The organism is Micrococcus sp. IITD107 (assembly GCF_041927415.1).
GTDB lineage: Bacteria > Actinomycetota > Actinomycetes > Actinomycetales > Micrococcaceae > Citricoccus > Citricoccus terreus.
In genome coordinates this window covers 1-23927 of record NZ_JBHFFN010000005.1, presented here as the reverse complement: position 1 = coordinate 23927, position 23927 = coordinate 1, and the positions used below count along the sequence as shown (strand labels likewise).

Below are 23927 nucleotides of genomic sequence, written 5' to 3'. Positions count from 1 at the left end.
CCATGGAGGGGTGACCACGCGCGCCGACTGCCCCGACTCCACTGGCCTGCGTCCGTCCCAGGCCGAGTACCTGCTGCGGACCATGATCGCCGGGCGCACCGATGTGGCCGGAGACGTCCAGGAGAAGACCATGTTCGGCCAGCGGGCGTTCATGGTGCGCGGTGCCCTGGCGGTGACCATCGGGACGGACGGGCTGCTGGTCCGGGTGGATCCGGACCGCTCGGCGCTGCTGCAGGGCCGGCCCGGGGCCGAGCCCGCGCGGATGGGCCAGAAGAGCATGGGACTGAGCTGGATCCGGGTGGACACCGCTGTGCTGGACGCCGAGGCCCTGGCAGACTGGCTCTCGGAGGCGATCGACTACAACGACCTCCTCACCCTGCCCTGACGCAGCAGAGGCTGCCGACCCGCTGGAGGACGCCGTGAACGAACCCTCGGACCGCTCAGACCTCGCCGCCGCCTGGACCGCCGCCGCCGAGCCGTTCACCGCCGTGGTCGAGTCCGTCCAGGACTGGTCGGCCGCCAGTTCCTGCGAGGGGTGGACGGCGGCGGACGTGCTGGACCACGTGATGCAGACCCAGCGCGAGTTCGTGGAGCGCCACGGGCGGGAGGTCCCCCTGTGGGACGGCGAGCCGGAGCAGCCCGAGCAGCAGTGGTTCAAGCACCAGGCAGCCATGGCCGCGCTGATCGGGGACGAGGACTTCGCCGCGCAGAGCATGGAGACCCCGTTCGGGCCCTCCACCGTGGGCCAGACCCTGCTGGGCTTCTACGGCTTCGATCTGATCGTGCACCGCTGGGACATCGCCCGCTCGCAGGGCCGGGATGAGCAGCTGACCGACGCCGAGCTGAACACGGTGGACGCCGCTGTGGACGGCTTCGGGGAGCACGCGTACGCGCCGGGGATCTTCCAGGAGCCGGTGGACGTCCCTGCCGGGGCCACCCGCCAGCAGCAGGTGCTCGCCCGGACCGGCCGCTCAGCAGTCTGAGCCTGCGGTCCCGCCGCCAGTGGTGAACTCCTCGGCGAGCATCCCGTAGACCAGGGTGTCCGTCCATGCACCCTTGATCCACCAGTTCCGGCGCAGGTGCGCCTCCCGGGTCATGCCCAGCCGCTCGCACAGCCGGGCGGAGGCCCGGTTGGTGGACTCCACCTGCGCCTGGATCCGGTGCATCCCGTAGTGCTCGAAGCCCAGGCCCAGCACCGCCCGGGCCATCTCCGTGGCGTAGCCGTGGCCGCCGAGCTCGGGATCGGCCACCCAGCTGACCTCCCCGTGGGAGAGGGTCTCATCCACGGCCCACAGGCTGATGTCCCCCACCAGCCGGCCGGGCTCAGCACCGTTCCCCCGCTCCGTGAGCTCGGCCACCAGGACGGTGGCGAAGCCGGACTGGGTGATGTGCTTCCGTCCGGACCGGTGCCGGGCCTGCTCGGCCGCGCGCTCCGCGTCCCAGGGCCCGTCCAGCAGATGCCGGGTGACGTCCTCCCGGCGGTAGTACCACAGCAGCGCCTCGGCGTCCTCCGGCCGGACGTGCCGCAGGGTCAGCCGGTCCGTCCGCAGCGGGACCGGGGGCGGCGGGGCAGGGCGGCCGGTGCCTGCTGCCGTCACCGGGAGCCCAGCGCCCGAGTCAGCTCCACCAGCCGGGTCAGCACCTTGCCCAGGGTCCGGTCGTGGTGGTCGGTGCGCTTGAAGTGCCCGTCCGGGAAGTCCAGGCGACGGATCAGCGCCACCGAGGCGCCGACGTCGACCATCTCATACGCGGCCGCCACCACGCGCCAGGTCTCCTGGGCGCGCACCCCGCCCGCGCCGCCGTAGGAGACCAGCGCGAAGGGCTTGTGCCGCCACTCGGTGGAGAGCAGGTCGTAGGCGTTCTTGAACGCACCGGGGATGGTCCGGTTGTACTCCGGGGTGATGAAGACGAAGCCGTCGCACGCGGCCACGGCGTCCCGCCAGCGCACCACCTGCTCCGGGGCGTCCGGGCGCTCGGCCCAGTTCTCCACCCGCATGATCGGCAGGTCGAACTCCAGCACGTCCAGCAGCTCGAACTCCACGTCCTCCTGGCCCGCGCCCAGCTCGCCGGCCAGCGCGTCCGCCCGCTCCTTCACCCACGCGCCGATGCCCTCGCCGAAGCGCCCTTCGCGCACCGACCCGATCACGATCCCGATCCTCATGCTGCTCTCCTCATCTCGTCGGTCCCCTGCCCCAGCCTAGGAGCACGGCGCGCAGGACACTTGGCCGAGGTCATACTGGAGCCATGGACAGCAGGGTCACGACGACGGCCGGAGACGAGCGCTCGCACCTCGCCTCGCGCGTGGCCTTCGGGCTGGCCGCGCTGCTGTCCTTCGGCGGCAACGGACTCTCCTTCCACATCGGCTCCTGGAAGGACTCCGACCTGCCACCGAATGCCGGGTTCTCCGGGGTGTTCGAGGCCGGCTGGGAGCACATGGTCAACCAGCCCACCTACTTCACCTTCCTCTCCAACTTCCTGGTGGGACTGACCTCACTGCTGCTGGCGATCAACCCGGACCGCACCGCCACCTGGTTCCATGCGCTGCGGATCGCCGGGGTGGTGTGCATCGTGATCACCGGCGTGGTCTTCAACCTCCTGCTGCGCGGGGAGGAGACCCTGGTGGGGATCGAGCGGTTCAACGACACCCTGCAGCACATCGTCACCCCGATCCTCACACCGCTGCTGTGGATCGTGTTCGGTCCGCGCGGTCAGGTCACCTGGCGGGCGATCGGACGCTCCATGGTCCTGCCGCTGGGCTGGCTCGGGTTCACGCTGCTGCGCGGTCCGTGGCTGGACTGGTATCCGTACAGCATCCTGGACGTGCCCCGCATGGGGTACGGCGGGGTGATGGTCTATGTGGGCGCGATCCTCGCGTTCTTCGTGGCCCTGGCCGCCCTGATGTGGTGCGCCGACCGCCTGCTGGACCGGGCCGGCGTCGGGCTCTTCTCTCAGGGTGCCCGGAGGCGGCGAATGATGCCGTGACGTCGCTACCGCGAGGATCAGCACCTGCTCAGCGACAGGACGGCATCACTCGAACACCGGGCAGTGGCTGGCGCTGATCAGCCCGCACGCTCCACGGTCACCACACCCGGGATCGTGCCGGTGGTCAGGTGCCCGGTGCGGGCGAACGTGGCCCAGGCCGCACGCATCTGCCGCGCCCGGGACTCGTAGTCGTCCCGGTCCACCTCACTCAGCGACTCCGCCGCCCCCCAGACCGCCCGGTCCCAGAACAGCATCGGCAGCTCGGCGGCGTGGGAGGAGTCCAGCAGGTGGTCTGAGCCGGTGTCGAACAGGTACTGGTACCCGTTCCCGCGTGCCCGGGCATGCCGAGCCAGGAACGCGCGGACACCCCGGCCGTAGATCGACTCGGTCAGCAGCCGGACGAGCCCCTCATGAGCGGCCCGGCCCACCAGGGGCACGTCCGGCAGGACCTTCACACCCTGCACGCCGGGGGTGAACAGGGAGGCCTCACGGGCGTTCCAGCCCACCAGCACGTCCACACGCCGGGCCGCCTGAGCCCAGGCCGCATCCAGGTCCGCCGCAGCAGGCAGCGGGTGGTGGCCGTACTCCGGGCCGAAGGGCATGGCCCCGCGCAGCCCGAACCGCAGTGCCGTGCGCTCGATCCGCTCCTGCACCGTGAGCAGCTCCTCCGGCGGGGCGTCGGCGGGGACCTCGGCGGCCACGGCACCCAGGGCGTTGGTCATCGCCTCCCGCCCGCGCATCAGCCCGAACGGCGCGGACTGGATGATCGCCCGGCGGAACAGCCCCTGCGCGCCCTCGGCGATCATCAGGTGCGACACCGCGTCCGCCCCGGCTGACTCGCCCCACGCCGTCACATTCTGCGGGTCCCCGCCGAACGCCGCGATGTTCTCCTGCACCCAGCGCAGCGCCTCGATCAGGTCCAGCAGTCCCAGGTTCGCCGGGATGCCTGCATCCGGCACGCCCAGGAACCCGAACATGCCCAGCCGGTAGGTCACGTTCACCGTGATCACGCGCTGCTCGGCCACCAGGGCGTGGGTGCCGTAGAGAGGCTGGTCCCCGGCGCCGGCCACATAGGACCCGCCGTGGATCCACACCATCACCGGCAGCCGTTCGCCGGGATCCGTGCCCGCGGGGACGGTGACGGAGAGGTGTTGACAGTGCTCGTCCTGCGTCAGGTCCCCCAGCGGGTTCGCCGGCGCGGCGCCCTCGAGGATGGCCAGGTCACGCTGCGGGCAGGCGGGGGAGAGGGCGGTGGCCTTCAGGGTCCCGACGACGGCCGGTGCCGGTTCCGCAGGACAGTACCGCTCCGCCTGGGCATAGGGGATCCCGGTGGCCCGCCAGACGGCCGCGGAACTGCTGGTGCGGTGGGAGGCCGAGCGGTCATCGATCCAGCCCTGGACCGTGGTGCCGGAGGGCAGAGTCCATCGTGGGGACGTCGAGGAGGGGGTGGGGGCGTCGGGGGAGGTCACGGTCTCCAGGCTAGAGGTCGGGGCGGTCACAGTTCCGACGCGGGCATCGGAGGGGGGGGGCGACACCCGCGCCGTCACCGTGTAGACAGCCGTGACCGGCTGCCGGAGCGGCGCCGAAGGGGGTGTGCGCCGCTCGGTCCGTGGCCCCGGTGCAGATGGAGATTAGCAGTCTCACAGGGGGGCTTGTCATCTCCCGGTCTCACCATGTCGACACCGCAGGGCGCTCGGATTACTGTCAGAGGGTGTGTCACGGGCCGTGATGCACCGTCAGACACCCCCCGGGCCGCTGAACCACAGTGACTCGACTGATGCATCCAGCGCCCGCCCTGCCGCCTCATCCGGTGCTCAGGGTCGAGCGCAGAGAGGTCGTCCCGTGCGCATCGCCGTGCTCACCCACATGCTCCATCCGATCCGGTCGCCGTTCGCCGGCGGACTGGAGATGCACACCGCCATGACGGTGGAGCACCTGGTCCGGCGTGGACATGAGGTGACCGTCTACGCCCGGGAGGGGACCGAGGTCTCAGCCACGGTGATCCCGGTGCTGGAGGTGCATCCCGAGGGCAGGGAAGACGTCCTGCCGGGGGCGCTCGACGATGAGCTGGACCAGGGTGCCGAACGGGCCTGTCAGATGATCCTGGACAGCGACGCCCAGGTGGTGTTGAACAATTCCCTCTCGGCCGCTCCCTTGCGGCTGCTGCGAGGCCTGCCGATGGTCACCGTGCTGCACACTCCCGCCACCCTGGCCTCGGTGCTCAAGGTCCTGGACGATCCGCAGTGGACAGCCCCGCCCGGGCACCGGTGGCTCTCCGTGTCGGCCTCCAATGCGCTGGCCTGGCGGCATCGACTGCCTCGGATCGCCGTGGTCCCCAATGGCATCGAGCTGGCCCACTGGCACAGCACCGTCGCACCCGTCCCTGGACGGGCTGTCTGGACTGGGCGGATCACCGAGGAGAAGGGGCTGCACGTGGCGATCGAAGCGGCCCGCCTGGCCGGCATGGAGCTGCACTTCGCGGGACCGATCTCCGATCCGGCCTACCACCGGGAACGGATCGAGCCGCTGCTGGGCCCGGACACGGTGTACTGGGGACACCTGGACCACCAGGGGCTGCCGGACCTGCTGGCCTCCGGCGAGGTCTACCTCTCCACACCGTTGTGGGCCGAGCCGTTCGGGCTGGCCACCGTGGAGGCGATGGCCATGGGGACCCCCGTGGCCGCGCTGCTGGCCGGATCCATGGGAGAGATCGTGGCCCCGCAGGCCGGTGATCTCGCCGTGCACCACTCGGCACGCTCCCTGGCGGACTCGATTGAGGTCGCCCGAACTCGGGAGCGGGCTCAGGTGCGCGCCTGGTCCCGGCGGTTCAGCTCCGACCTGATGGTGGACACCTACCTCGGAGTGCTGCAGGAGGCCGGCGAGAGCGCGGGAATGCTGACCGGCCCCGGTCCCGGCCCGACCTCGTTCACCCAGCGCATGCTGATGGAGACCCGCGAGACGATCGAACCGCACCAGGGGCCCCGAGACGTGGATCCGCCGCGGTACAGCGCGATCCAGACCGCCCAATGACTCGCAGCGCCGTCACCGCCAGACGCCGTGTCCTCTACTACGCCCACCAGCACGGTGCCGGCCATGTCCACCATGCCCGCACCCTGATGGGCGCCGACGCCTTCGACGTCACCGTGGTGACGGCGCACCCACGTGCCGTGGCCATGCTCCCGGACGGGGCCGACGTCGTGCCCCTGCCCTCTGATCTGGTGGACGGCCATCGCCAGCCGGCGAGCTCCGCGCTGCACTGGACCCCGGTGGGACCGCAGATCCAGCAGAGATTCGGCACCCTGCTGGCGGCCTCGCAGCGCGTGCAGCCGGACGTGGTGGTGGTGGACGTGTCCGTGGAGGCCGCCCTGTTCCTGCGGCTGGCCGGCTACCCGGTGATCCACCGGAGGATGCACGGAGACCGCACCGATGCCGCGCACCGGCTGCTGTACGCCGAGGTGGACGCCCTGGTGGCCTACTACGGTGCGGGGCTGGAGGATCCGGGCTGGCTGGAGCAGTACGGCCAGAAGACCGTGAACCTGGGCACCCCGGATGTGACCGGCAGGCTGAGCGAGCGGGCGGGGACGGCGCAGCGGCTGGACTCGGCGGCGGTGCCGCGCATCGCCGTGGTGACCGGGACCGGGGGTGGGGGCGTGCGACTCACCGACCTGGCGCGCGCGGCCCAGCAGGTGCCGGCGGCGCAGTGGGAGGTGTACGGTCCGGTGGTCGAGCCGCAGACCGTAGCAACCCCGCCGAACCTGGCCCTGCACGGCTGGACCGACAGCGTGGCCGCCCGGCTCGCCGAGGCCGATCTGGTGGTGGTCTCCGCCGGGCACAACGCCAGCGTGGATGCGGTGCGCAGCGGCCGCCCCCTGGTGCTGGCCCCGGAGGTGCGGCCGTTCGATGAACAGCTCCGCTTCGCCCAGGCCGCCCAGGCCCAGGCCGGTGTGCCGTGGTGTGCCTGGGCGGACCCCGAGGCGGACTGGGCTGGTGCCGTCCGAACTGCGCTCGCCGACCTCGCTGCGGCAGACCGACTGGCCCACCAGCTGCTCACGGAGCCGGCCGAGCACCGACGCCGCTGGGAAGAGCTCGTCGACCGGGTGGCACGGCGCCGCTGACTGGCCCGTCAGACGGCTGCGCCGGTGCCCCCGTGCTCGCGAACGAGAGGTCCCAGGACCACGTGGAGGTGGGACAGGGCGGAGTCCACGCTCTGACCGGACTCGAGCAGCATCACGGTGCTGTGCACCACCGCGTTAATCAGCTCGGCCACCTGCTCGGGGCAGTCCACGTTCAGTGCGGTCAGGGTCTGGACCAGCGGCTCCTGGACCTCGCGGTGCATCCGGGTGGCCTGCTCGTCCAGCTCCTCGCCGGGTGCCAGCGCGGCCAGGGCGCTGCCCACGGCGTGGGCACCGTCGGCCACCAGCCGCACATTGGCCACGGCATAGGCCAGGATCCGGTCGGCCTCGGTGGGGGCGGCGGCCATGGCGGCGGTGATGCCTTCGGTCCACCGGGGGTAGATGTCCCGGACCATGGCCTGGAGCAGGTCCTGTTTGGAGGCGAAGTACTGGTACACGCTGGTCCGAGCCAGGCCGGCCCGCTGGGCCACCTGGGGCAGCCCGGGGGCCTCCCCGGTCTCGAGCAGGATCTCGTGGGCGGCGTCGAGCAGCGCCCGTTCGCGGGCTGCACGGTGCTCGGCCACGGTGGCCTCACTGATGCGGGGCATGGATCTCCTCCTGAGTCGGGGCCATCCTAACCCTGACTGGAGGTCTTTTCGACACGCTGTCGAGACGACGGTACGCTCGAAGGATGGACTTCGTGCACTCCCTTGTTCTCTTCCTCCACTTCGTGGGCACCGCCGCCCTGCTGGGCGGCTGGCTGGCCACCTTCCGCAACCCCACCGTGCTGCAGTGGCAGCACATCGGCGCCTGGATCCAGCTGGTCACCGGCGTCGCGCTGGTCGGCCTGCTGGAGATGGGTGACGGTCAGGTCAACCACATCAAGATCGCCGTCAAGCTCGTCGTGCTGATCGCCGTGCTGGTGGCCGCCATCATCGGTCGCCGCAAGGTCGCCAAGGACCAGCCGGTCTCGACTGGCCTGGCCCACGCCGTCGGCGGTCTGACCCTGGTCAACGTCGCCCTCGCCGTCTTCTGGTGATCGACTGACCCCCTGAAGCGTCAACGGCTCGCCCCCACCTGGGGGCGAGCCGTTCTCGTCTGCGGAGCAGATCAGCAGATCACCTCGAGACGGTCAGCACCGTCCGTCCGCGGGAGCGGCCTGCCTCCAGGTCGTCCAGAGTCTGCTGCACGGAGTCCGCAGTCATCGGCGTCTCCTGGACGGGAATGCGAGGAAGACGTCCCTCGCGCGCCAGGGACAGCGCGGTGTGCAGGTGCTGCAGTCCGCCGACGTAGTTGCCGACGATCGACTTCTGAGTCAGCGTGAACAGCACCGTGGGCAGGACGATCTCCCCGCCGAACAGCCCCACGAGGATCACCCGTCCGCCCTTGCGCACGGTGTTGAACGCCAAGGTGGCGGTGGTCCCGGAGTTGACCACGTCGATCACCGCGACGGGGCTGTCTCCCAGCGCCGTCTTGACGTCGTCCGGTGTGGTCTCGTCCTGGACCAGCATCGTCTGACGGGCACCGAGCTCCTGGGCTCGTTCGAAGTTGGCGTCCGATCGGTCCAGCACGGCGATGTTCGTCAGACCCTGGGCGTGCAGGGCGGCGACGCACATCAGTCCCACGCCGCCGGCACCGATCACGGCCACCGGCAGATCCTTCTCCAGGGCGGTCATGGACAGGACGTGGTCGGCGGAGGCCACTGCTGTCAGTCCCGAGCAGGCCAACGTGGCACCCCAGGCCGGATCCACACCGTCCAGGGGTACGCAGTACTTCTCGTGCGGGACGGAGACCTGCTCGGCGTAGCCGCCGGGGCGCATGATCCCGATGATGCGGGAGGCATGCATGCACAGGTTCTCGTGGCCGTCCGCACAGGTCGCGCACTCGCCACAGCCCAGCCAGGGGTAGACGGCGACCTGGTCACCGACCTTGCGGTCCGTGACATCGGGTCCGACGGCACTGATGGTCCCAGCGATCTCGTGGCCCATGACCAAGGGGTGCTTCACACCCCGGTCGGTCATCGACATCCAGCCGGCTGAACCGAGGTCATAGCCACCCTCTCGGACGTGGATGTCCGTGTGGCAGACACCGGCGTGGGTGATGTCCACGATGACCTCATGCCCCTGCGGCTCCGGCACCTCGAGCGTGTGCTCCTGGATGGTGGGGTCCTCGGCGGACAACTGGGCGAAACTGCGTACGGTCGTCATCGACCGCTCCTCTCGGTGGGGCCAGTGGGGCCAGTGGGGTCGGCGAGGTCGGTGGATGTCACGGGATGCGGATCAGCTTGCGGTTGGCGAACTCCTCGATGCCCAGCTGGCCCAGCTCGCGGCCGAAACCTGAGCGCTTGACGCCGCCGAAGGGCAGCTCGGCGGAGGACTTGGAGGTGCTGTTGACCCACACCATGCCGGTCTCCAGCTGGGCGCCGACCGCCTGGGCCCGTTCGATGTCCGTGGAGTACACGGAGGAGGACAGTCCGTAGGGGGAGTCATTGGCCAGACGGATCGCGGCCTCCTCATCCGGGACGCGGTAAACCACGCCGACGGGCCCGAAGAGCTCCTCCCGGTAGGCACGGGCCTTCTCGGTGACCTCGGAGAGGATGGTCGGCTGGTAGAACGAGCCGGGTCCGTCCACGGGCGCACCGCCGGTGAGCACGGTGGCGCCGTTCTGCACGGCGTCCTCGACCAGCTCGTGCAGCTCGTCCCGGGCGCGTGCGGAGGACAGCGGCCCCACCAGGGTGTCCTCCAGGGTGGGGTCAGCGGGCTGGACAGCGGACATCTTGGCCACGAACTGCTCCACGAAGGCGTCGTACACGGAGTCGACCACGATGAACCGCTTGGAGGAGGTGCAGGTCTGTCCGGTGTTGACCAGGCGGCCCATCACGGCGCCGGTGGTGGCCTCGTCCAGGTCGGCGTCCTCCAGGACGATGAATGGGTCGGATCCGCCCAGCTCCAGCACGGCCTTCTTCACGTGCTTGCCGGCCAGGGCACCGATCTTGGCACCGGCGCCGTCGGAGCCGGTCAGGGAGACGCCCTGGATGCGGTCGTCGGCGATGAGGCTCTCGACCTGATCATGGGTGGCGAACAGGTTCGTGTACGCGCCCTCCGGCAGGCCGACATCGGCCATCAGCTGGTGGATCGCCTGGGCCGAGGCACCGCAGTTGGCGGCGTGCTTGATGGTGACCACATTGCCCAGCAGGAGGTTGGGCGCTGCGAAGCGAGCGACCTGATAGTGGGGGAAGTTCCAGGGCATGATGCCCAACAGGACGCCGATGGCCTCCCGGCGGATGTAGGCGGATCCGGACCCCTGGACATCGATCTTCTCGTCCTTCAGGAAGCCGGGACCCTGCTCGGCGTAGTAGCGGTAGATCCCGACAACGGTCTTGATCTCACCCCGGGCCGCGGTGATCGGCTTGCCCATCTCCCGCGTGATGGTCTGGGCCAGCTCCTCCGCGCGCTCTTCATACAGGTCAGCGATGCGGGTCAGTGCCTGGGAACGCTCGTCCAGGGGCACCTGACGCCAGGTCCGGCTGGTCTGCACGGCCTGGTCGATCAGTCGCTCGACCTCGGCGTCCGTCAGCGTGTCATAGGTGGCCAGCTGCTCGCCGGTGGCGGGGTTCAGGGTGTGATAGCTGCTCATCTGCTGTCCTTCGGGGTGGTGGGTCGGGTCGGCATCAGGTGTGCACGGGCTCGCGCTGGGGCTGCTGGATGCGCTGTCCGGGAAGCGGTCGGCCCCCTGTCTCGTGATACCACACCAGGCAGACCACGAAGCTGAAACCGGTCATCGCGATGACGAAGAACGCCGGGGCCTCGGCGATCCCGGTGACCCCGATCAGCCACTGGGAGACGTAGGCGGCCGGACCGCCGGCGATGATCGAGGAGATGTTGTAGCCCATGGCGATCCCGGACACGCGCAGGGCCGGGGTGAACAGCTCGGTGTAGGCGGCCAGGTAGACGCCCAGGTACGCGGCCTCCAGGATGCCGAAGACCATGTGGCCGGCCATGGCGAAGACGAAGCCCTGCTTCATCAGCAGGAAGAGCGGGTAGGACAGCACCGTCAGCGACGCCGTGGCGAAGAGGAAGATCGGCTTGCGCCCGAAGCGGTCTGACATCCGGCCCCAGAACGGGATGAACACGCCGGCGACGACCAGGGAGGCCACGGAGGACCAGGAGGCCTGTGCGGCGGTCATGATCCCCTGGGTCTGGAAGTACGTGGACATATAGGTGAACACGATGTAGTACGCCGCGAAGGAGCCCAGGTTCAGTCCGGTGACCAGCATGACGCGGCCGGGTGCCTCGCTGAAGGCCTGGAGGATGGGGGCCTTCTTGACCTTGTTGTCCTTCTTGAGGGCATCGAACTCGGGGGACTCCTCCATGAACCTGCGGATGATCATGGCGGCGATGCCGAGCGGCACCGAGAGCAGGAAGGGCACGCGCCAGCCCCACTCGAGCATCTGCTCCTCGCTCAGGCCTGCGTACAGCAGGCCCACGACGACGGCGCCCAGGGCGGTGCCGATCACCAGGCCCAGGTTCACGAAGCTGACGTCGAAGGCCCGACGCCGAGTGTCCGAGGCCTCGGAGGCGTAGGTGGCTGCGCTGGCCATCTCTCCGCCGGCCGCGATGCCCTGCAGGGCGCGCAGCAGCACCAGGAGGATGGGTGCCACGATCCCGACGGCCAGGTAGGTGGGCAGCAGGCCGATCAGCGCGGACGCGATGGCCATGCCGATCACCGAGATCGTCAGTGCGGGGCGGCGGCCGAACTTGTCCGCGATGTGTCCGAAGACCACTCCGCCGAGCGGGCGGAACAGGAAGGAGACACCGAACACCGCCAGCGCCGAGAGCACCGCCGTGGCGGTGTCGGCTGCGGGGAAGAAGACCGCGGCGAGGGTGACGGCGACGAAGGCGTAGGCCATGTAGTCGTACCACTCGATCACCGTTCCCACGCTGGCGGCGAGGATGGTGGTCCGGCGCTGTTGGGGGGTGGGCTGGTTCACCACAGCAGGTGATGCGCTCATCAGGGCTCCTCGGTTCACGGTGCGGAAGACTCTGACGAACGTACAGTGACTCAGCTCACCATGTGTCACCTATGCGCAGATCGAAAGAATGCCCTGCAGCGGTGAGAACAATGCGCTCCGCAGGTTCCCCGAGCCGGTCTGTCGGGCGGTTCCGGTCAGTAGGCGCGCTGGTCATCCCGGGCGGCGGCCAGCTCGGCCTCGGTGGGGGCCCGCAGGAACTCCAGCACCTCACCCTCCCGGTCCCAGCGCACCAGGCCCAGGTCCTCGAACTGCTCCAGCCAGCCCTCCATGGGCCACACGCCGTGCACCTGGCGGAACCGCCGGGCGTTCACCACGATGTCCTGGACATGGTGCAGCGGTGGCCGGTAGACGCCGTGGTGCTGGTGGAAGACCTCTGCACCGCAGTGCCGCAGGGCCAGCCCGGCGTCCCGGGCTCGGAAGGAGTAGTCCGTGTCCTCGGCCCCGTAGCCGCTGAATCCGGTGTCGAATCCGCCCAGGCGTGCGTGGTCCGCCGCGCTGACCGCCAGCACGAGCGTCCAGACCAGGTGCCAGTCCTGCGTGGGCCCCTCGACCAGGTGGGCACGGGCGGCATGCGGGACGGAGAGCTCACTCAGCAGGGCGTCCGGGTCAGCACCCGGGCCGCTTGCCCCGGACCCGGCACCGCCGACACTCGCCCCGCCGCGCGCCAGCCAGTCCGGTTCCAGGTACCGCGGCGTGCCCATCACCAGCGACCCCGGATGCTCCTGCACCGTCCGGCACAGCCGCCCCACGGCGTCCTGCGCCGGGATGCAGTCCACGTCCAGGAACACCAGCACTGGGCGGCTGGCCAACTCGGCCGCGGTGTTCCTGGCCTCGGCCAGCGGAAGTCTCCCGCCGCCGTCGGGAGGGCTGACATGGCCGACCACCACGGGCAGGTCCGTCTCCGGGACCTGCCCGTCCGGCTGGTCCATGAACACGACGACGACCTCGGCCGGGCGCGGCACGGCCCGTTCCAGCCCGCGCACCACGCGCTCCAGGTGGGCGTCGCGCCCCCCGGTGATGATCAGGACCGAACAGTCAGCCGCCCCGCCTGAGAGCATCACCGGGCGGCGGCTCGGGAGCGGGCCACGGCCAGGGCGCGGTTGTAGACCTCGTCATGCACGGCGGCGATCTGCTCGCGCTGCTCGGCACGGGCCTCACGGGTGGCGGGGTGGATCCGACCGCGCTGATCCAGCAGTCGGTCGATCGCGGCGGCCATGGACTGCGGGTCCGCCGTGGTGAACACCCCGATCGGCGAGACGGCGTCTGCCGGGGCCCCGGGGGTGGGCGCGGCGGCCTGCTCGGCCACGAAGCCCACGTCATTGACCACCACGGGCACGCCGAGGTCGCGGCAGAGCTCCACCCAGCCGGAGTGGGTGCCGAAGCCGTAGGGCAGGACGGAGACGTCCAGGTTGAGCAGGTCGGCGGAGAGCTCGTCATCCGTGAGGCGGTTGTGCTCCCAGACCTGGATGTCCCGGGCCGCGGCCTCCTTCTGCAGGAGCTCCAGCATGCCGGGGCGCTGCACGCCACGGTGGACATCGAACCGGACGGTGGCCTCGATCCCCTGGGCCTTCAGCAGGTCCCGGGTGGCCTGGAGACCGTCCATCACGCTGATCGGATCCACATTGGCCCGCAGGTCCTTGGCATGCACGCCGATCGTGACCGTGTCACCGGCGGTGGGGGCCTGCCGCCGGGCACCCGCGGTGAGGGTGAACGGGAAACCGGACTGGCCGTCGTCGTGCCCTTCATCCTCCGGGGTGGCGGCGCGGCGCCGGCCTGTGGACGGGGCGACGGGCAGCTGCTCCAGCGGCAGCACATGCGGGTGCGGGACCACGGTGGCGTGCCGGCCCCAGCGGCGCTGGATCTCCTGGGCGGCGCCCTCGGTCAGGGTGAGCACCTCGTCCGCGGCGGGCACCAGCACCTGCAACCGGTCCAGGTGGGCCTTCTGCTCGGTCAGGTGCGGATTCTCGAGGTCGTGCACGGTGACCACCAGGGCGGAGCCGGCCTGGCGCAGCACCTCCACGAGACGGCGCAGCTGCAGGGGGGAGTAGTGCTCGAAGCCGAAATGCACGTGCAGGATGTCCGGCAGGTGGGTGGGGTCCTCGAGCAGCCAGTCGGCGTCCAGCGCGCGCGGCGGCCACCACTGCCCCTCGGGCGCGTCCGGGACCTTCGGGTCCACCAGCACCGTGTAGGAGGGTTCCAGGTCCACCGGCAGGATGTGCTGCGCGTAGGGGTGCCCGGCCGGGACCGGCTGCACGGTGACCTGCGTGGGCAGCTGGGTCACCTGGCTGCCCAGGGCCGGGATGTTCGGATTCACCGGTGCATCCGGCGAGGGGGTGTTCGGGATGGCGGGGTTCATCGGGGCTCCTATCAGAACGCTGATCTCCAGCCTACTGTTGTGGACATGACCACCCACACCCCACCGGTGGACGAGGGCCGGCGCCGCCACTACGGCCACTTCTACGGGCTCGAGCCACTGCCCGCTGCCCAGTCCAGTGAGTCCGGCGCGTCCGGAGTGCTGATCGTGCTGGGCAATTGCCAGGCCGAGGCGCTGCGCCAGCTGATCACCTCCCGTCCCGATCCCGCCCTGCCGCCCAGCGTGCGCATCCCGCCCGTGTTCGAGCTGACCCCGGAGGACCTGCCGCACCTGCAGCGGCTGCTCGCCCAGACCACGGTCCTGGTGGCCCAGCCCGTGGCGGACGACTACCGGGGCATGCCGCTGGGCACCGCGCAGCTGGCCCAGCTCCTGCCCGAGGGCGCCCGCCAGGTGCGCATCCCGGTGCTCTATGACTCCGGCCTGTTCCCCTGGCAGGTCACCGTGCGCCACCCGGACCGTCCGGACGAGGATCCGCCCGTGGTGCCGTACCACGATCTGCGCACCCTGGCGCAGGCCGCGGCCGAGCTGGGGATCGAGGGCGTGCACGGGTTCGGTGTGCATCAGGGACAGGCGGTTCCCGATGACGGCCCCGCACCTGACGAGGGCGAGGACGCCTGGGGTGCCCCACGGCTTCCGCTCACGGCAGGGACGGTCCAGCGCCTGGCGGCCGACTCCCTGGACCGGCTGCGCGCCCGGGAGTCCGCGCACGGCACCCTGACGGTGACCGAGGAGCTGGCGCGTCTGGACGAGCCCGGGTTCCACACCATCAACCACCCGTCTAACACGGTGCTGGCCCTGCTCGCCGGGAAGGTGCGTGCTGAGCTGGGCGCGGACCCGTCCGTGGCGGTGCCGGACCGGGTGATGCTGGGCGATGTGCTGGCCCCGATCGAACAGCAGATCCTGGACGGACTGGGGCTGGAGGGTCCGGCGCGAGAGCACTGGGTGGTGGGCGGACGTGAGGTCCCGGACACCGACGTCCGTCAGGCCCACCTGGGCTGGTACCGGGAGAACCCGGAGGCCGTGCGAACCGGTGTGCAGCGGCATGCCGAGCTGATGCGGCAGCTGGGACTGATGGCGTGAGCGGTGGGCTGGATGCCGACCCCGGACGAACCGGGCGGACCGATCTGACTGGCCTCGTCTATCTCGCGGTCGGGCCGGAGCGGCACGGCGTGGTGCGGCACGGGCTGGCCACCGCGCGGGAGCTGATCCGTCAGGACGGTTCCGTGGACCTGGTCCACCTGCCGGACGCCGAGGGGCTGCGCGAGTGGTCCGCGGGGAACCGTGCAGGCGGTGTGGCGGTGCACCTGGATGTGACCGACTCCCTCTTCGGGGACGCCCCGCGCGAGGCCGTCGCCCTGCTGACGGAGGCCCTGGAGGGGAACCGCACCACGCTCACCCTGCATGATGTCCCGCAGCCGGCCGAGGGTGCCGCCCGCTACGCCGCACGGGCAGCCGCCTATGCCGACCTGGCGCAGTGGGCCGCCGGGATCGTGGTCTCCAGCGCGCACGAACGGACCCTGTTGGAGCGGATCCTGACTGAGCACGGTGGCGGCTCGGGCACGGCGGCATCCGGCCCAGCAGCCTCATCGGAGTCGGCCCCGCGGATCACCGTGGTCCCGTTGCCCGTCCCGGACCGGCGTGACCCGGACGCCGTCCACCGAGCCCGCACCGACCCCGCCGCCTGGGCCAGGCAGCTGCCGGAGGAGCTGTCCGGACTGGACCAGGACGTGGTGGTGCTCGGCTTCCTCTACCCCGGCAAGGGCCACGCGGAGGCCCTGCAGGCGCTCGCCGCAGTCCGCTCGCAGCAGTCCCGTCCCGGCTCACCCGCCGAGCTGCCCTCCCGGGTGACCGCCCTGGGCCCGGTCGCCGCCGGTCACGACCACCTCGTGGGAGAGCTCACCGAGCAGGCGGAGGCCCTGGGGCTGTCCTTCCGCGCCACCGGGTTCGTGGCGGACGAGCACCTGGACGCCGCACTGCTGGCCGCCGGCATCCCCGTGGCCGCACACCGCAACGTCTCCGCGTCCGGCTCGCTGGCCAGCTGGATGTCCGTGGGCCGCCGGGCGATCGTCCCCGCCGGGACCTACACCCAGGAGATGGACCGCCTGCGTCCCGGGACGCTCGCCGTGCAGCCCACCGCGGACCCGCTGCCCGCCCTCACCGCTGGCATCGCCGCCGCCACCACCGACCCCGGCCTGACCTGGCTGGACAGCTCGGCCTCGCTTGCTCCCGGTCCGCAGGACTGCGCCGGCGCCCTGCTCCAGTTCCTGACGGAGACCCTGTCATGACCCTCCCGCCCGATTCCCCGTCCCTGCGCGGCCAGCCTGTCCCCGGCAACCGCTGGGACCAGCTCGCCCAGCCCACCCACCTGATCCCCGCGCCCGGTGAGGCACGCGCTCCGGCGATCTCCGTCGTCGTGCCCTTCTACCGGGACCAGGCCGGACTGGACCTGCTGCTCTCCGCCCTCGCCGCGCAGGACCATCCGGCCAGCCGGACGCAGCTGATCATCGCGGACGACGGCTCACCGAACCCGCCGCAGCTGCCCGCGGACCTGCCGTTCCACACGCACGTGGTCCGTCAGGAGGATCGCGGCTTCCGGGCCTCGGCCGCGCGGGCCCTGGGTGCAGCTGCCGCAGAAGGCGAGGTGCTGGCGTTCCTGGACGGGGACATGATCCCGGCGCCGGACTACCTCACGGCAGCCGCCCGACTTCCCGCGCTCAGCCCGGAGGCGGTGGTAGTCGGCCGCCGCCGGCACCTGGATGAGAGCCTTCTGCGCACCGGATGGCGCCCGGGCGACCCCGTCCCGGACAGCCACATCCTCACCGAGCCCGAGTGGCTGCGCGAGGCCTACACACACACGGAGAACCTGCTGCGCGCCGACTCCACGGGCTACCGATTCGTCATCTCCGCGGTGCTCACCGTGGCACGGGAGGTCTACGTGGACGCGGGCGGGTTCGACCCCGGGTTCGTGGGCTACGGCGGCGAGGACTGGGAACTGGCGCATCGGCTCTGGCGCGCGGGCGGACTGCTGGCACACGTGCCGGAGGCGGTCTGCTGGCATGTCGGTCCGGACTTCGCCGGCCGCGAGGACCCCGCCGAGGCCCGCCGCGTGAAGAACCGTGAGTCCATGGTCCTGGCCCCGCGCATCTCCGCCCCCACCGCGCGCGGTTCCGCTCTGGGTCTGACCGGTCACCTCAGCCCGGTGGGCGGTGGCATCCAGGGCCCGACGACGGCCCGCGGCCCCCGCGTGGAGGTCACGGTCCCGCTGGGGGAGGGGAGTCAGGCGGCCGGGGTGCTGTGCGTGGACGCGGTGCTGCAGGCGGTGCCCAACGCGGTGGTGTCCGTCCGGAACGCCGATGCTCCGGGTGAGCCGCTCCCGGAGCCGGCCCGCTCCTGCCTGACCGACCCCCGGATCCAGTGGTCCGTGCGGAGGCCACGGACCCTGCGCCCGGACGATGTTGACGATGCGCAGACGCGTCCGGGCGGATCTGTTCCACTGGTCACCGCGGCCGAGCTGGCGCGCGCCGCCGACTGGTCGGTGGAGTTCACGGTTCCCGTCCGTCCCGCGGGTGCGGGAGCGCGGCCGAATCCCGCTGAGGTCAGCTCGTGGCTGCTCGAGCTGGAGCGGGAGGGCGTGGACCGGGTGGAGGTCGTGGACGGTGCGGGCGGTGTGGGCGGTCCGGACGGCGCCGATCGCCCGGAGCTGGTCGCCACGCTGACCAGCTCCCGTGCCCGCTGGCGTCAGGCCCGCTGGGGCACCGCCGACGCCACCCTCACCCGGCTCATCGACCTCGCCGAGCTGGGCTGGCAGACCCTGCGCAACGAGCCGGACCTCGAGGCGTGGTGGGGTGGCTGGGGCTGATCAGTCCAGATGATCTCGGATGATCTGTGTCGTGTCGTGGAGACCGTAGAGCGAATCGAGTGAATCCAGGATCTCGTGGGGAGTCAGCGGTGCATGATTCCGACCGGACCTTGCTGACATGGCTTTGACGGCCGCCAGCCCAAGGTCTGGACGAAGTGAGACTGTCTCGTAGGCGAACTTGGCTGGAGTGACGATCTCAATACCCTGCGGAACCAGGATCGGGGGGAAATCTCGAAGATTCTCCGTGACGATGCAGCCAGCCCCTCCGGCCACGGCCGCTGCCAGCACGTGTTCGTCGTCTTCGTCGGGAAGGCTGAAGGTTCCCTCCAGGCCTTCCCATCCGGTCACGATCGAGTCCCCGAAGTGCAGACGCATCTGCTGCGCAAGATGTCTGGCACGACTCCGAGACTCTTCTCGTGGACTGCCTCGGTCCATGAGTTTCAGCTCTTCGTTGACCTCCACTTCCAGGAGGATCGCTTCGCTGAACACGAAGCGGTAGGAGCCCTCGAATGCCAAAGACAGAAGGAAGTCTCGCAGAGTGCTCGGCCAGAGGACACAGCTGTCGAGGAGCGCAGTGAACATTGCTGTGTCCGACGCCCGTCAGGCAGAGCGGCGTCGGCGGGCAGCTTCAGTGCGGGCTCTTTTCGTGCGCTCGGTCGCTAGGTGGCGATCCTCATCATCTATCGTGCCGAGCGCGTCGAGGGCACTGTACTGAGCGGCTCGGCGCTTCTCCTTGTACTCCACCACGTCCTCCAACTTGATCCGTCGATGAGTTCCCGGCTTCTCGAAAGGAATGCAGCCTTCATCCAACAGGCGCACCACGGTGGGTCGAGTGACACCCAGGAGTTCTGCCGCCTGCTGGGTGGTGAGTGTCATCGAACTCGGTGTGATGGTGACAGCCATCCCTTTGCGCATGGCGCCCACGGCCTTGACCAGGACCTCGTAGATCTCGGGAGGGAGCTGGACCTGGTCCCCCGGTTCCGGACCCGACAGGAAGAACTGCGGTGCAGGGCGTTCCCCGGTCTTCGCTGCGTGCGCTTCCATGAAGTCGAAGACCTGCCCGGTCTCGGGACTGTCCGGAGCGAAGAACGTCTCCTGAGCGGCCGTGCTGGGGCGCATCGTGGATCCTGCTTTCGGGCTCGAGGGACACCGTAGGGTTTTCGTTTTGTTCGTTTACGTAGTCTAGTGGGGGTTACGGTTCCAGTCCAGGTGCTCAAGGATCTCAGGCGTAGGCGACCTCGAAGAAGGACAGCTCCAGTCCCACCACGTGGCACCACACCTGGGTGAGACGGTCCTGTGCGGCGGGGTCCTGCGGGAAGACGCGCTCCAGCTCGTCCACCAGGAACTGCACCCAGGCCCGGAAGTCCTGGCCCCGATGCAGCTCGATCCACTCGGTGTGCACGTACCGCCGGGGCATCTTCACCTCCCGCTCGCCCCAGTCCAGATAGAGCCACTCGGCGATCACCAGCAGCACCAGCAGGTGCGGATAGGACTGGGAGGCGGTGGCCTCGGACATCGCCTGACGGAACGCAGCCGTGGTGTCCGTGAGCTCGGGATTGGTGCGATCGGACTTGGGTACGCCCAGCTCATCGAAAGAACGTTGGAAGTATCCGTCCTCATCAGCGGCGAGCGTGCCCAGCTGGCGGGCGAAGCGCAGCTTGGCGGGCACCTGGTCGGCGTGGGCCACACAGCCGCCGAGCATGGAGAGGAAGGTGTCGAAGAACTGGTAGTCCTGCACCAGGTAACCGCGCAGCACCTCGTCCTCCGCGGTCCCGGCGAACAGTTCCTGCACGAACCGGTGGTCCACGGCGGCGTCCCAGTCCTGCGCGGCGGACTCCCGCAGCCGGGCCACGTGCCCGCCCGGACGGACGCGGATGCTGGTGGAGGCTGCGGACGTTCAAGGGTCTGCTCGCGCACTCTCAGCCCCCGTTCATGGGGCTCCCCTGTCGTCAGGGCCGAGTGTACCCGGCCCCTCCCTGGGTGAGGCTCAGCCCTGCAGGGCGCGGACCTCCACCGGGCCGCCGCACGCCGAGGACGCGGCAGCCGCCAGGTTCACCGCCTCGTCCTGGTCGGCGGCTTCGATGATCCAGAACCCGCCCAGGTGATGGGAGGCCTCGGCGAGGGGACCATCGGTGGTGACGGGGCCGGCGTCGGGCTGGGTGCCGTCCACCACGGTGGCCTCCTCCGGGGGCGTCAGCCCACCGGCGGTCACCCACGCACCACGGTCCTGGAGCATCTGGTTGAACTGCCCCACCGCGGCGAAGGCGGCCATCATCTCCTCCTCGGAGGCGTAGGCGGTGCCGGCGGCGTGCACACCGGGCTCATGCCAGACGGTGAGCAGGAACTGGGCCATGGTGGGCTCCTCAGTGCGTGAGAGCGGCGACCCGGGGCGGATCAGGCGGAGCGGAAGGCGTCCGTGAGGGGAGTGTCCCCGTCCACGAACTCGATCTGCTGACCCACAGTCTCCGGCATGGCCAGGGCGGTGACAATGGCCTGGGCGACGTTCCCGCGCGAGGTGTCCCGGGCCTCTTCGCCGCTCTCCGCCTCGTTGTCTGAGACCCGGCGGACCCGGGCGGTGGGCTCGTCCAGGGTGAGCTTGCCCGGACCCAGGATGGTCCAGTCCAGGTCCGTGCCGCGCAGGTGCTCGTCGGCGGCGGCCTTGGCCTCGGCGTAGGCGAAGAACGGGTTGTCCTCCGGGACCCCGTGGTCCGTGCGGGCGCCCTGGTAGGACACCATGATGTACCGCTTCACCCCGGCCTGGGCGGCGGCGTCCATGGAGCGGATGGCCGCGTCCCGGTCCACTGCGTAGGTGCGCTGCGGGTTGCCTCCGCCGGCGCCGGCCGACCAGACGATCGCGTCCTTGTCCTGGAACGCCTCGGCGAGCTCGTCCTGGGTGGCGGTCTCCACGTCCAGCACCAGTGCGGTGGCACCGGCCTGGGCGACTTCGGCCGTGTGGTCCGGGTTGCGGATGACGGAGGTGACCGTGTGTCCCTGTTCTGCCAGGACGGGGGTGGCCAGCAGGGCGACCTTGCCGTGTCCGCCGATGATCAGGATCTCAGCCATGGGGTGCTCCTTCGGGTTGAGGTTGATGGTCTGTCTCCACCTTGGCAGGCGCGGCTGGACGGTGACTGGACGCGGGGGCGAGAGCGTGGAGGAGAGAATGGAGTCATGACCGTCTCCGCCGCACCACTGACACCCCGCGCTCGTTGCACCGGACGCGCCCAGCGAACTGCTCTGGCCGCACTCGCTGCCACGGCTGCCCTCACCCTGGCGGCCTGCGCGCCAGCGGAGCAGCCAGCATCCGAACCCTCCGCCGGCCAGGCTGTGACCACCCCAGAACAGGCGCTGACCGAGCTGGGCCTGTCTGCAGACCAGCCGGTGGAGGAGCTGGTCTCCGCACTGGAGGACACCCACCGTGATCGTGAGTTGGGGCTGATGGGCTCGGTCACGCCGGAGTCCGTGCAGCTGACTGTGGGCCAGGAGCAGCTCGCCGTGCCGTTGGCGGAGGACCGCTTCTACCTCTCCGTAGCGCCCTTCGAAACCACCACCCACGAGTGCTTCCTGCACAGCCTGGCCGGCTGCCAGGGGGAACTGGTGGACCAGGAGATGACGGTGACGTTCACCGACGCGCGCGGTGAGGTGCTGGTGGATGAGCAGCGCACCTCCTACACCAACGGCTTCGTGGGCCTCTGGCTGCCGGCGGACACCACCGGCACGCTCACCGTGGAGGTGGACGGACGCTCGGGCAGTCAGCAGGTCTCCACCGGGGCCGAGGACCCCACCTGCCTCACCACTCTGCAGGTGAGCTGATGGGACATCCCGACGGCGGCCACGCACCTTCACCCGACCTACAGATGTGTTCGATGACATGGTGTGGAGTGGACAGAAATGCCCGGAGCCCCCACCCGCTTTGACGCCAACCGGGGGTGCAGCTCGCACGGCGGAGGTACCTCTCCAGGGTGCTTCGTATGACGCCCCGTCATCGGGACGGACCACCGGACGGGTCTCATGCCGAGCAGCTGGTTATGCCGAGTGGCGGTCCGGCGGCTCGTGTTGTTGCTGGTCAGAGCGGTGTTCGGGGTGAGCCGCTCGGCATAACGGTCGACTTCGTCGGTGCCTGTTGGTCCGTTTCGTTGATCTCGTCGGGAAGATCGATCAGGGACAAGGGTGAGTGCGCATGGGGATCCCGCGGATTGACGCGCACCGCCTGCGAGACATGGCGCGCGGGATGATCCCCAGACCGCCTCCTCGCTTTCTCCGGGGCGCCTGGATTATGCCGAGCAGCCCAACACCAAGAACGCCTCTGAGCAGGCACGATGCATCTACTTGTCACCGATCTCGGCATAATCTGCTGCTCGGCATGAGACCGGTTATGCCGAACTCGGCATAACGGGGCCTACGGGACGCTGTCCAAGGCGTGCCGAGGTCGATCCACGTCAACCGACTGAGCGTCCGGTGGGGGTTCCCCTTACGGGCATGCGATCTGGGCTGACGCCTGTGACCGAGTGTTCAGTGCGCGCTGTATAGTTCAGTCCATGCTGACTATTGCTTCGCGTCTCGACGTGATGAACCGCCTGGGTCGTGCACTGGCCGACCCCACTCGATCCCGGATCATCTTGACCCTGCTCGACCATCCCGCTTACCCGGCGGAACTGGCCCAAGATCTGGACCTGACACGCCCGAACGTGTCCAACCACCTGGCATGCCTGCGCGATTGCGGGATCGTCGTCTCCGAGCCCGAGGGTCGTCGGACACGATATGAGATCGCCGATTCGCACCTGGCGCAGGCGCTGACGGCACTGGTCGATGCCACCCTGGCAGTGGACGAAGACGCCCCGTGCATCGATCCCGCCTGCTCGCTTCCCGGATGCGACGCAGCTGGGGAGGGCGCATGATCCTCACCTCGGTCTTGCAGGCGATGGGCCTGTTCGCAGCGACCAACATCGACGACATCATCGTGCTCTCCCTCTTCTTCGCGCGAGGGGCAGGCCAGCGCGGCACTACCGCCCGCATTCTGGCCGGCCAGTACCTCGGATTCGCCGGCATCCTCGGTGCCGCGGTCCTGGTGACCATCGGTGCCGGAGCATTCCTGCCCTCGGCAGCCATCCCGTACTTCGGTCTCATCCCTCTGGGCCTCGGCCTCTGGGCCGCATGGCAGGCCTGGCGCGGAGACGATGACGACGATGACGACGAGGCCAAGGTTGCCGGCAAGAAGGTCGGCGTGTGGACAGTCGCAGGCGTCACCCTTGCCAACGGCGGCGACAACATCGGCGTCTACACCCCTGTCTTCCTCAGCGTGGAACCTCTCGCAGTAGTCGCCTACTGCATCGTCTTCCTCGCGCTCGTCGCGGTCCTGGTGGCCCTGGCAAAGTTCGTCGCCACCCGCCCCCCGATCGCCGAAGTGCTCGAACGCTGGGAGCACATCCTCTTCCCCATCGTTCTCATCGGCCTCGGCATCGTGATCCTCGTCAGCGGCGGAGCCTTCGGACTCTGACGTAGCGGCAGCGATCCAAACGGCCCCGACCGGGCGTGTCCCGCGTCAAGTAGTTGGCAGGATTTCCTTGGTTT

26 protein-coding genes are annotated in these 23927 nt (G+C 70.0%); 12 read left to right on the top strand and 14 right to left on the bottom strand.

Annotated elements, in window-relative coordinates; genetic code table 11:
- The first annotated feature begins 10 nt into the window (after window positions 1-10).
- Window positions 11-385, top strand: a complete 375-nt coding sequence (locus ACEXHE_RS09700; RefSeq protein WP_374785659.1) for a TfoX/Sxy family protein — start codon at window positions 11-13, stop codon at window positions 383-385.
- A 34-nt stretch (window positions 386-419) separates the two neighbouring features.
- Complete coding sequence (locus ACEXHE_RS09695) at window positions 420-983, top strand: maleylpyruvate isomerase N-terminal domain-containing protein (protein WP_374785658.1); 564 nt, start codon at window positions 420-422, stop codon at window positions 981-983.
- Here ACEXHE_RS09695 and ACEXHE_RS09690 read toward each other — a convergent pair.
- Both ACEXHE_RS09690 and ACEXHE_RS09685 read right to left on the bottom strand, forming a co-directional pair.
- Window positions 972-1598 (bottom strand): GNAT family N-acetyltransferase, encoded by a 627-nt coding sequence (locus tag ACEXHE_RS09690; protein ID WP_374785657.1) that lies wholly within the window; start codon window positions 1596-1598, stop codon window positions 972-974. The two genes, ACEXHE_RS09695 and ACEXHE_RS09690, sit on opposite strands and share 12 nt — an antisense overlap.
- Entirely contained in the window at window positions 1595-2161 is a 567-nt protein-coding gene (locus ACEXHE_RS09685) for an NADPH-dependent FMN reductase (RefSeq protein WP_374785656.1), read from the bottom strand. Before ACEXHE_RS09685 ends, ACEXHE_RS09690 begins: the two co-directional genes overlap by 4 nt.
- 83 nt (window positions 2162-2244) lie before the next feature.
- Between ACEXHE_RS09685 and ACEXHE_RS09680 the strand changes: the two genes are divergently transcribed.
- On the top strand, window positions 2245-2982 hold the full coding sequence (locus ACEXHE_RS09680) for a Pr6Pr family membrane protein (protein WP_374785655.1): 738 nt from the start codon (window positions 2245-2247) through the stop codon (window positions 2980-2982).
- A gap of 77 nt (window positions 2983-3059) precedes the next feature.
- On the opposite strand, the gene ACEXHE_RS09675 is transcribed toward ACEXHE_RS09680, so the two are convergent.
- Window positions 3060-4451 carry a carboxylesterase family protein gene (locus ACEXHE_RS09675; protein ID WP_374785654.1) on the bottom strand — a complete coding sequence of 464 codons (1392 nt, stop codon included), beginning with the start codon at window positions 4449-4451 and terminating at the stop codon, window positions 3060-3062.
- A gap of 373 nt (window positions 4452-4824) precedes the next feature.
- Between ACEXHE_RS09675 and ACEXHE_RS09670 the strand changes: the two genes are divergently transcribed.
- The gene (locus ACEXHE_RS09670; RefSeq protein WP_374785653.1) at window positions 4825-6012 is read left to right on the top strand and encodes a glycosyltransferase; all 1188 of its coding nucleotides are present in this window, start codon (window positions 4825-4827) and stop codon (window positions 6010-6012) included.
- On the top strand, window positions 6009-7097 hold the full coding sequence (locus ACEXHE_RS09665; RefSeq protein ID WP_374785652.1) for a glycosyl transferase: 1089 nt from the start codon (window positions 6009-6011) through the stop codon (window positions 7095-7097). The genes ACEXHE_RS09670 and ACEXHE_RS09665 overlap by 4 nt, the downstream gene beginning before the upstream one ends.
- Before the next feature lie 8 nt (window positions 7098-7105).
- On the opposite strand, the gene ACEXHE_RS09660 is transcribed toward ACEXHE_RS09665, so the two are convergent.
- Window positions 7106-7702, bottom strand: coding sequence for a TetR/AcrR family transcriptional regulator (locus ACEXHE_RS09660; protein ID WP_091698951.1), 597 nt, complete (start codon window positions 7700-7702; stop codon window positions 7106-7108).
- Window positions 7703-7785: 83 nt separating this feature from the next.
- On the opposite strand from ACEXHE_RS09660, the gene ACEXHE_RS09655 reads away from it, so the two are divergent.
- A complete protein-coding gene (locus ACEXHE_RS09655) occupies window positions 7786-8133 on the top strand; it encodes a hypothetical protein (protein ID WP_356968631.1) in 348 nt (115 codons plus the stop codon).
- Between the two features lie 79 nt (window positions 8134-8212).
- Here the strand turns inward: ACEXHE_RS09655 and ACEXHE_RS09650 are convergent, their stop codons facing one another.
- The 5 genes from ACEXHE_RS09650 to ACEXHE_RS09630 all read right to left on the bottom strand — a co-directional run bounded on the left by ACEXHE_RS09650 (window position 8213) and on the right by ACEXHE_RS09630 (window position 14482).
- The gene (locus ACEXHE_RS09650) at window positions 8213-9301 is read right to left on the bottom strand and encodes an alcohol dehydrogenase (protein WP_374785651.1); all 1089 of its coding nucleotides are present in this window, start codon (window positions 9299-9301) and stop codon (window positions 8213-8215) included.
- 58 nt (window positions 9302-9359) lie between these two features.
- Window positions 9360-10730, bottom strand: coding sequence for an NAD-dependent succinate-semialdehyde dehydrogenase (locus tag ACEXHE_RS09645; protein ID WP_374785650.1), 1371 nt, complete (start codon window positions 10728-10730; stop codon window positions 9360-9362).
- A 34-nt stretch (window positions 10731-10764) separates the two neighbouring features.
- On the bottom strand, window positions 10765-12105 hold the full coding sequence (locus ACEXHE_RS09640) for an MFS transporter (RefSeq protein WP_374785649.1): 1341 nt from the start codon (window positions 12103-12105) through the stop codon (window positions 10765-10767).
- A 155-nt stretch (window positions 12106-12260) separates the two neighbouring features.
- Window positions 12261-13184, bottom strand: coding sequence for a glycosyltransferase family 2 protein (locus tag ACEXHE_RS09635; protein WP_374785804.1), 924 nt, complete (start codon window positions 13182-13184; stop codon window positions 12261-12263).
- Complete coding sequence (locus ACEXHE_RS09630) at window positions 13184-14482, bottom strand: hypothetical protein (protein WP_374785648.1); 1299 nt, start codon at window positions 14480-14482, stop codon at window positions 13184-13186. Before ACEXHE_RS09630 ends, ACEXHE_RS09635 begins: the two co-directional genes overlap by 1 nt.
- 45 nt (window positions 14483-14527) lie before the next feature.
- Between ACEXHE_RS09630 and ACEXHE_RS09625 the strand changes: the two genes are divergently transcribed.
- Genes ACEXHE_RS09625 through ACEXHE_RS09615 form a run of 3 tightly spaced genes read left to right on the top strand, consistent with a single transcriptional unit; the run spans window position 14528 to window position 18359 of the window.
- Window positions 14528-15580, top strand: a complete 1053-nt coding sequence (locus ACEXHE_RS09625) for a WcbI family polysaccharide biosynthesis putative acetyltransferase (protein ID WP_374785647.1) — start codon at window positions 14528-14530, stop codon at window positions 15578-15580.
- Window positions 15577-16785, top strand: a complete 1209-nt coding sequence (locus ACEXHE_RS09620; RefSeq protein ID WP_374785646.1) for a hypothetical protein — start codon at window positions 15577-15579, stop codon at window positions 16783-16785. The genes ACEXHE_RS09625 and ACEXHE_RS09620 overlap by 4 nt, the downstream gene beginning before the upstream one ends.
- Window positions 16782-18359, top strand: a complete 1578-nt coding sequence (locus ACEXHE_RS09615) for a glycosyltransferase (RefSeq protein ID WP_374785645.1) — start codon at window positions 16782-16784, stop codon at window positions 18357-18359. The genes ACEXHE_RS09620 and ACEXHE_RS09615 overlap by 4 nt, the downstream gene beginning before the upstream one ends.
- On the opposite strand, the gene ACEXHE_RS09610 is transcribed toward ACEXHE_RS09615, so the two are convergent.
- The 5 genes from ACEXHE_RS09610 to ACEXHE_RS09590 form a co-directional block, all read right to left on the bottom strand.
- The gene (locus ACEXHE_RS09610; protein WP_374785644.1) at window positions 18360-18941 is read right to left on the bottom strand and encodes a PIN domain-containing protein; all 582 of its coding nucleotides are present in this window, start codon (window positions 18939-18941) and stop codon (window positions 18360-18362) included.
- A gap of 18 nt (window positions 18942-18959) precedes the next feature.
- Window positions 18960-19478, bottom strand: a complete 519-nt coding sequence (locus tag ACEXHE_RS09605) for a helix-turn-helix domain-containing protein (RefSeq protein ID WP_374785643.1) — start codon at window positions 19476-19478, stop codon at window positions 18960-18962.
- A 103-nt stretch (window positions 19479-19581) separates the two neighbouring features.
- Complete coding sequence (locus tag ACEXHE_RS09600) at window positions 19582-20211, bottom strand: TenA family protein (protein ID WP_374785642.1); 630 nt, start codon at window positions 20209-20211, stop codon at window positions 19582-19584.
- A gap of 135 nt (window positions 20212-20346) precedes the next feature.
- Window positions 20347-20712, bottom strand: a complete 366-nt coding sequence (locus ACEXHE_RS09595) for a YciI family protein (RefSeq protein WP_374785641.1) — start codon at window positions 20710-20712, stop codon at window positions 20347-20349.
- 41 nt (window positions 20713-20753) lie between these two features.
- The gene (locus ACEXHE_RS09590; RefSeq protein WP_374785640.1) at window positions 20754-21422 is read right to left on the bottom strand and encodes an SDR family oxidoreductase; all 669 of its coding nucleotides are present in this window, start codon (window positions 21420-21422) and stop codon (window positions 20754-20756) included.
- Between the two features lie 105 nt (window positions 21423-21527).
- Between ACEXHE_RS09590 and ACEXHE_RS09585 the strand changes: the two genes are divergently transcribed.
- The 3 genes from ACEXHE_RS09585 to ACEXHE_RS09575 all read left to right on the top strand — a co-directional run bounded on the left by ACEXHE_RS09585 (window position 21528) and on the right by ACEXHE_RS09575 (window position 23853).
- Window positions 21528-22169, top strand: coding sequence for a CueP family metal-binding protein (locus ACEXHE_RS09585; RefSeq protein ID WP_374785639.1), 642 nt, complete (start codon window positions 21528-21530; stop codon window positions 22167-22169).
- Window positions 22170-22894: 725 nt separating this feature from the next.
- Entirely contained in the window at window positions 22895-23254 is a 360-nt protein-coding gene (locus ACEXHE_RS09580; RefSeq protein ID WP_374785638.1) for an ArsR/SmtB family transcription factor, read from the top strand.
- On the top strand, window positions 23251-23853 hold the full coding sequence (locus ACEXHE_RS09575) for a cadmium resistance transporter (protein WP_016997609.1): 603 nt from the start codon (window positions 23251-23253) through the stop codon (window positions 23851-23853). Before ACEXHE_RS09580 ends, ACEXHE_RS09575 begins: the two co-directional genes overlap by 4 nt.
- The last annotated feature ends 74 nt before the right edge of the window (window positions 23854-23927 follow it).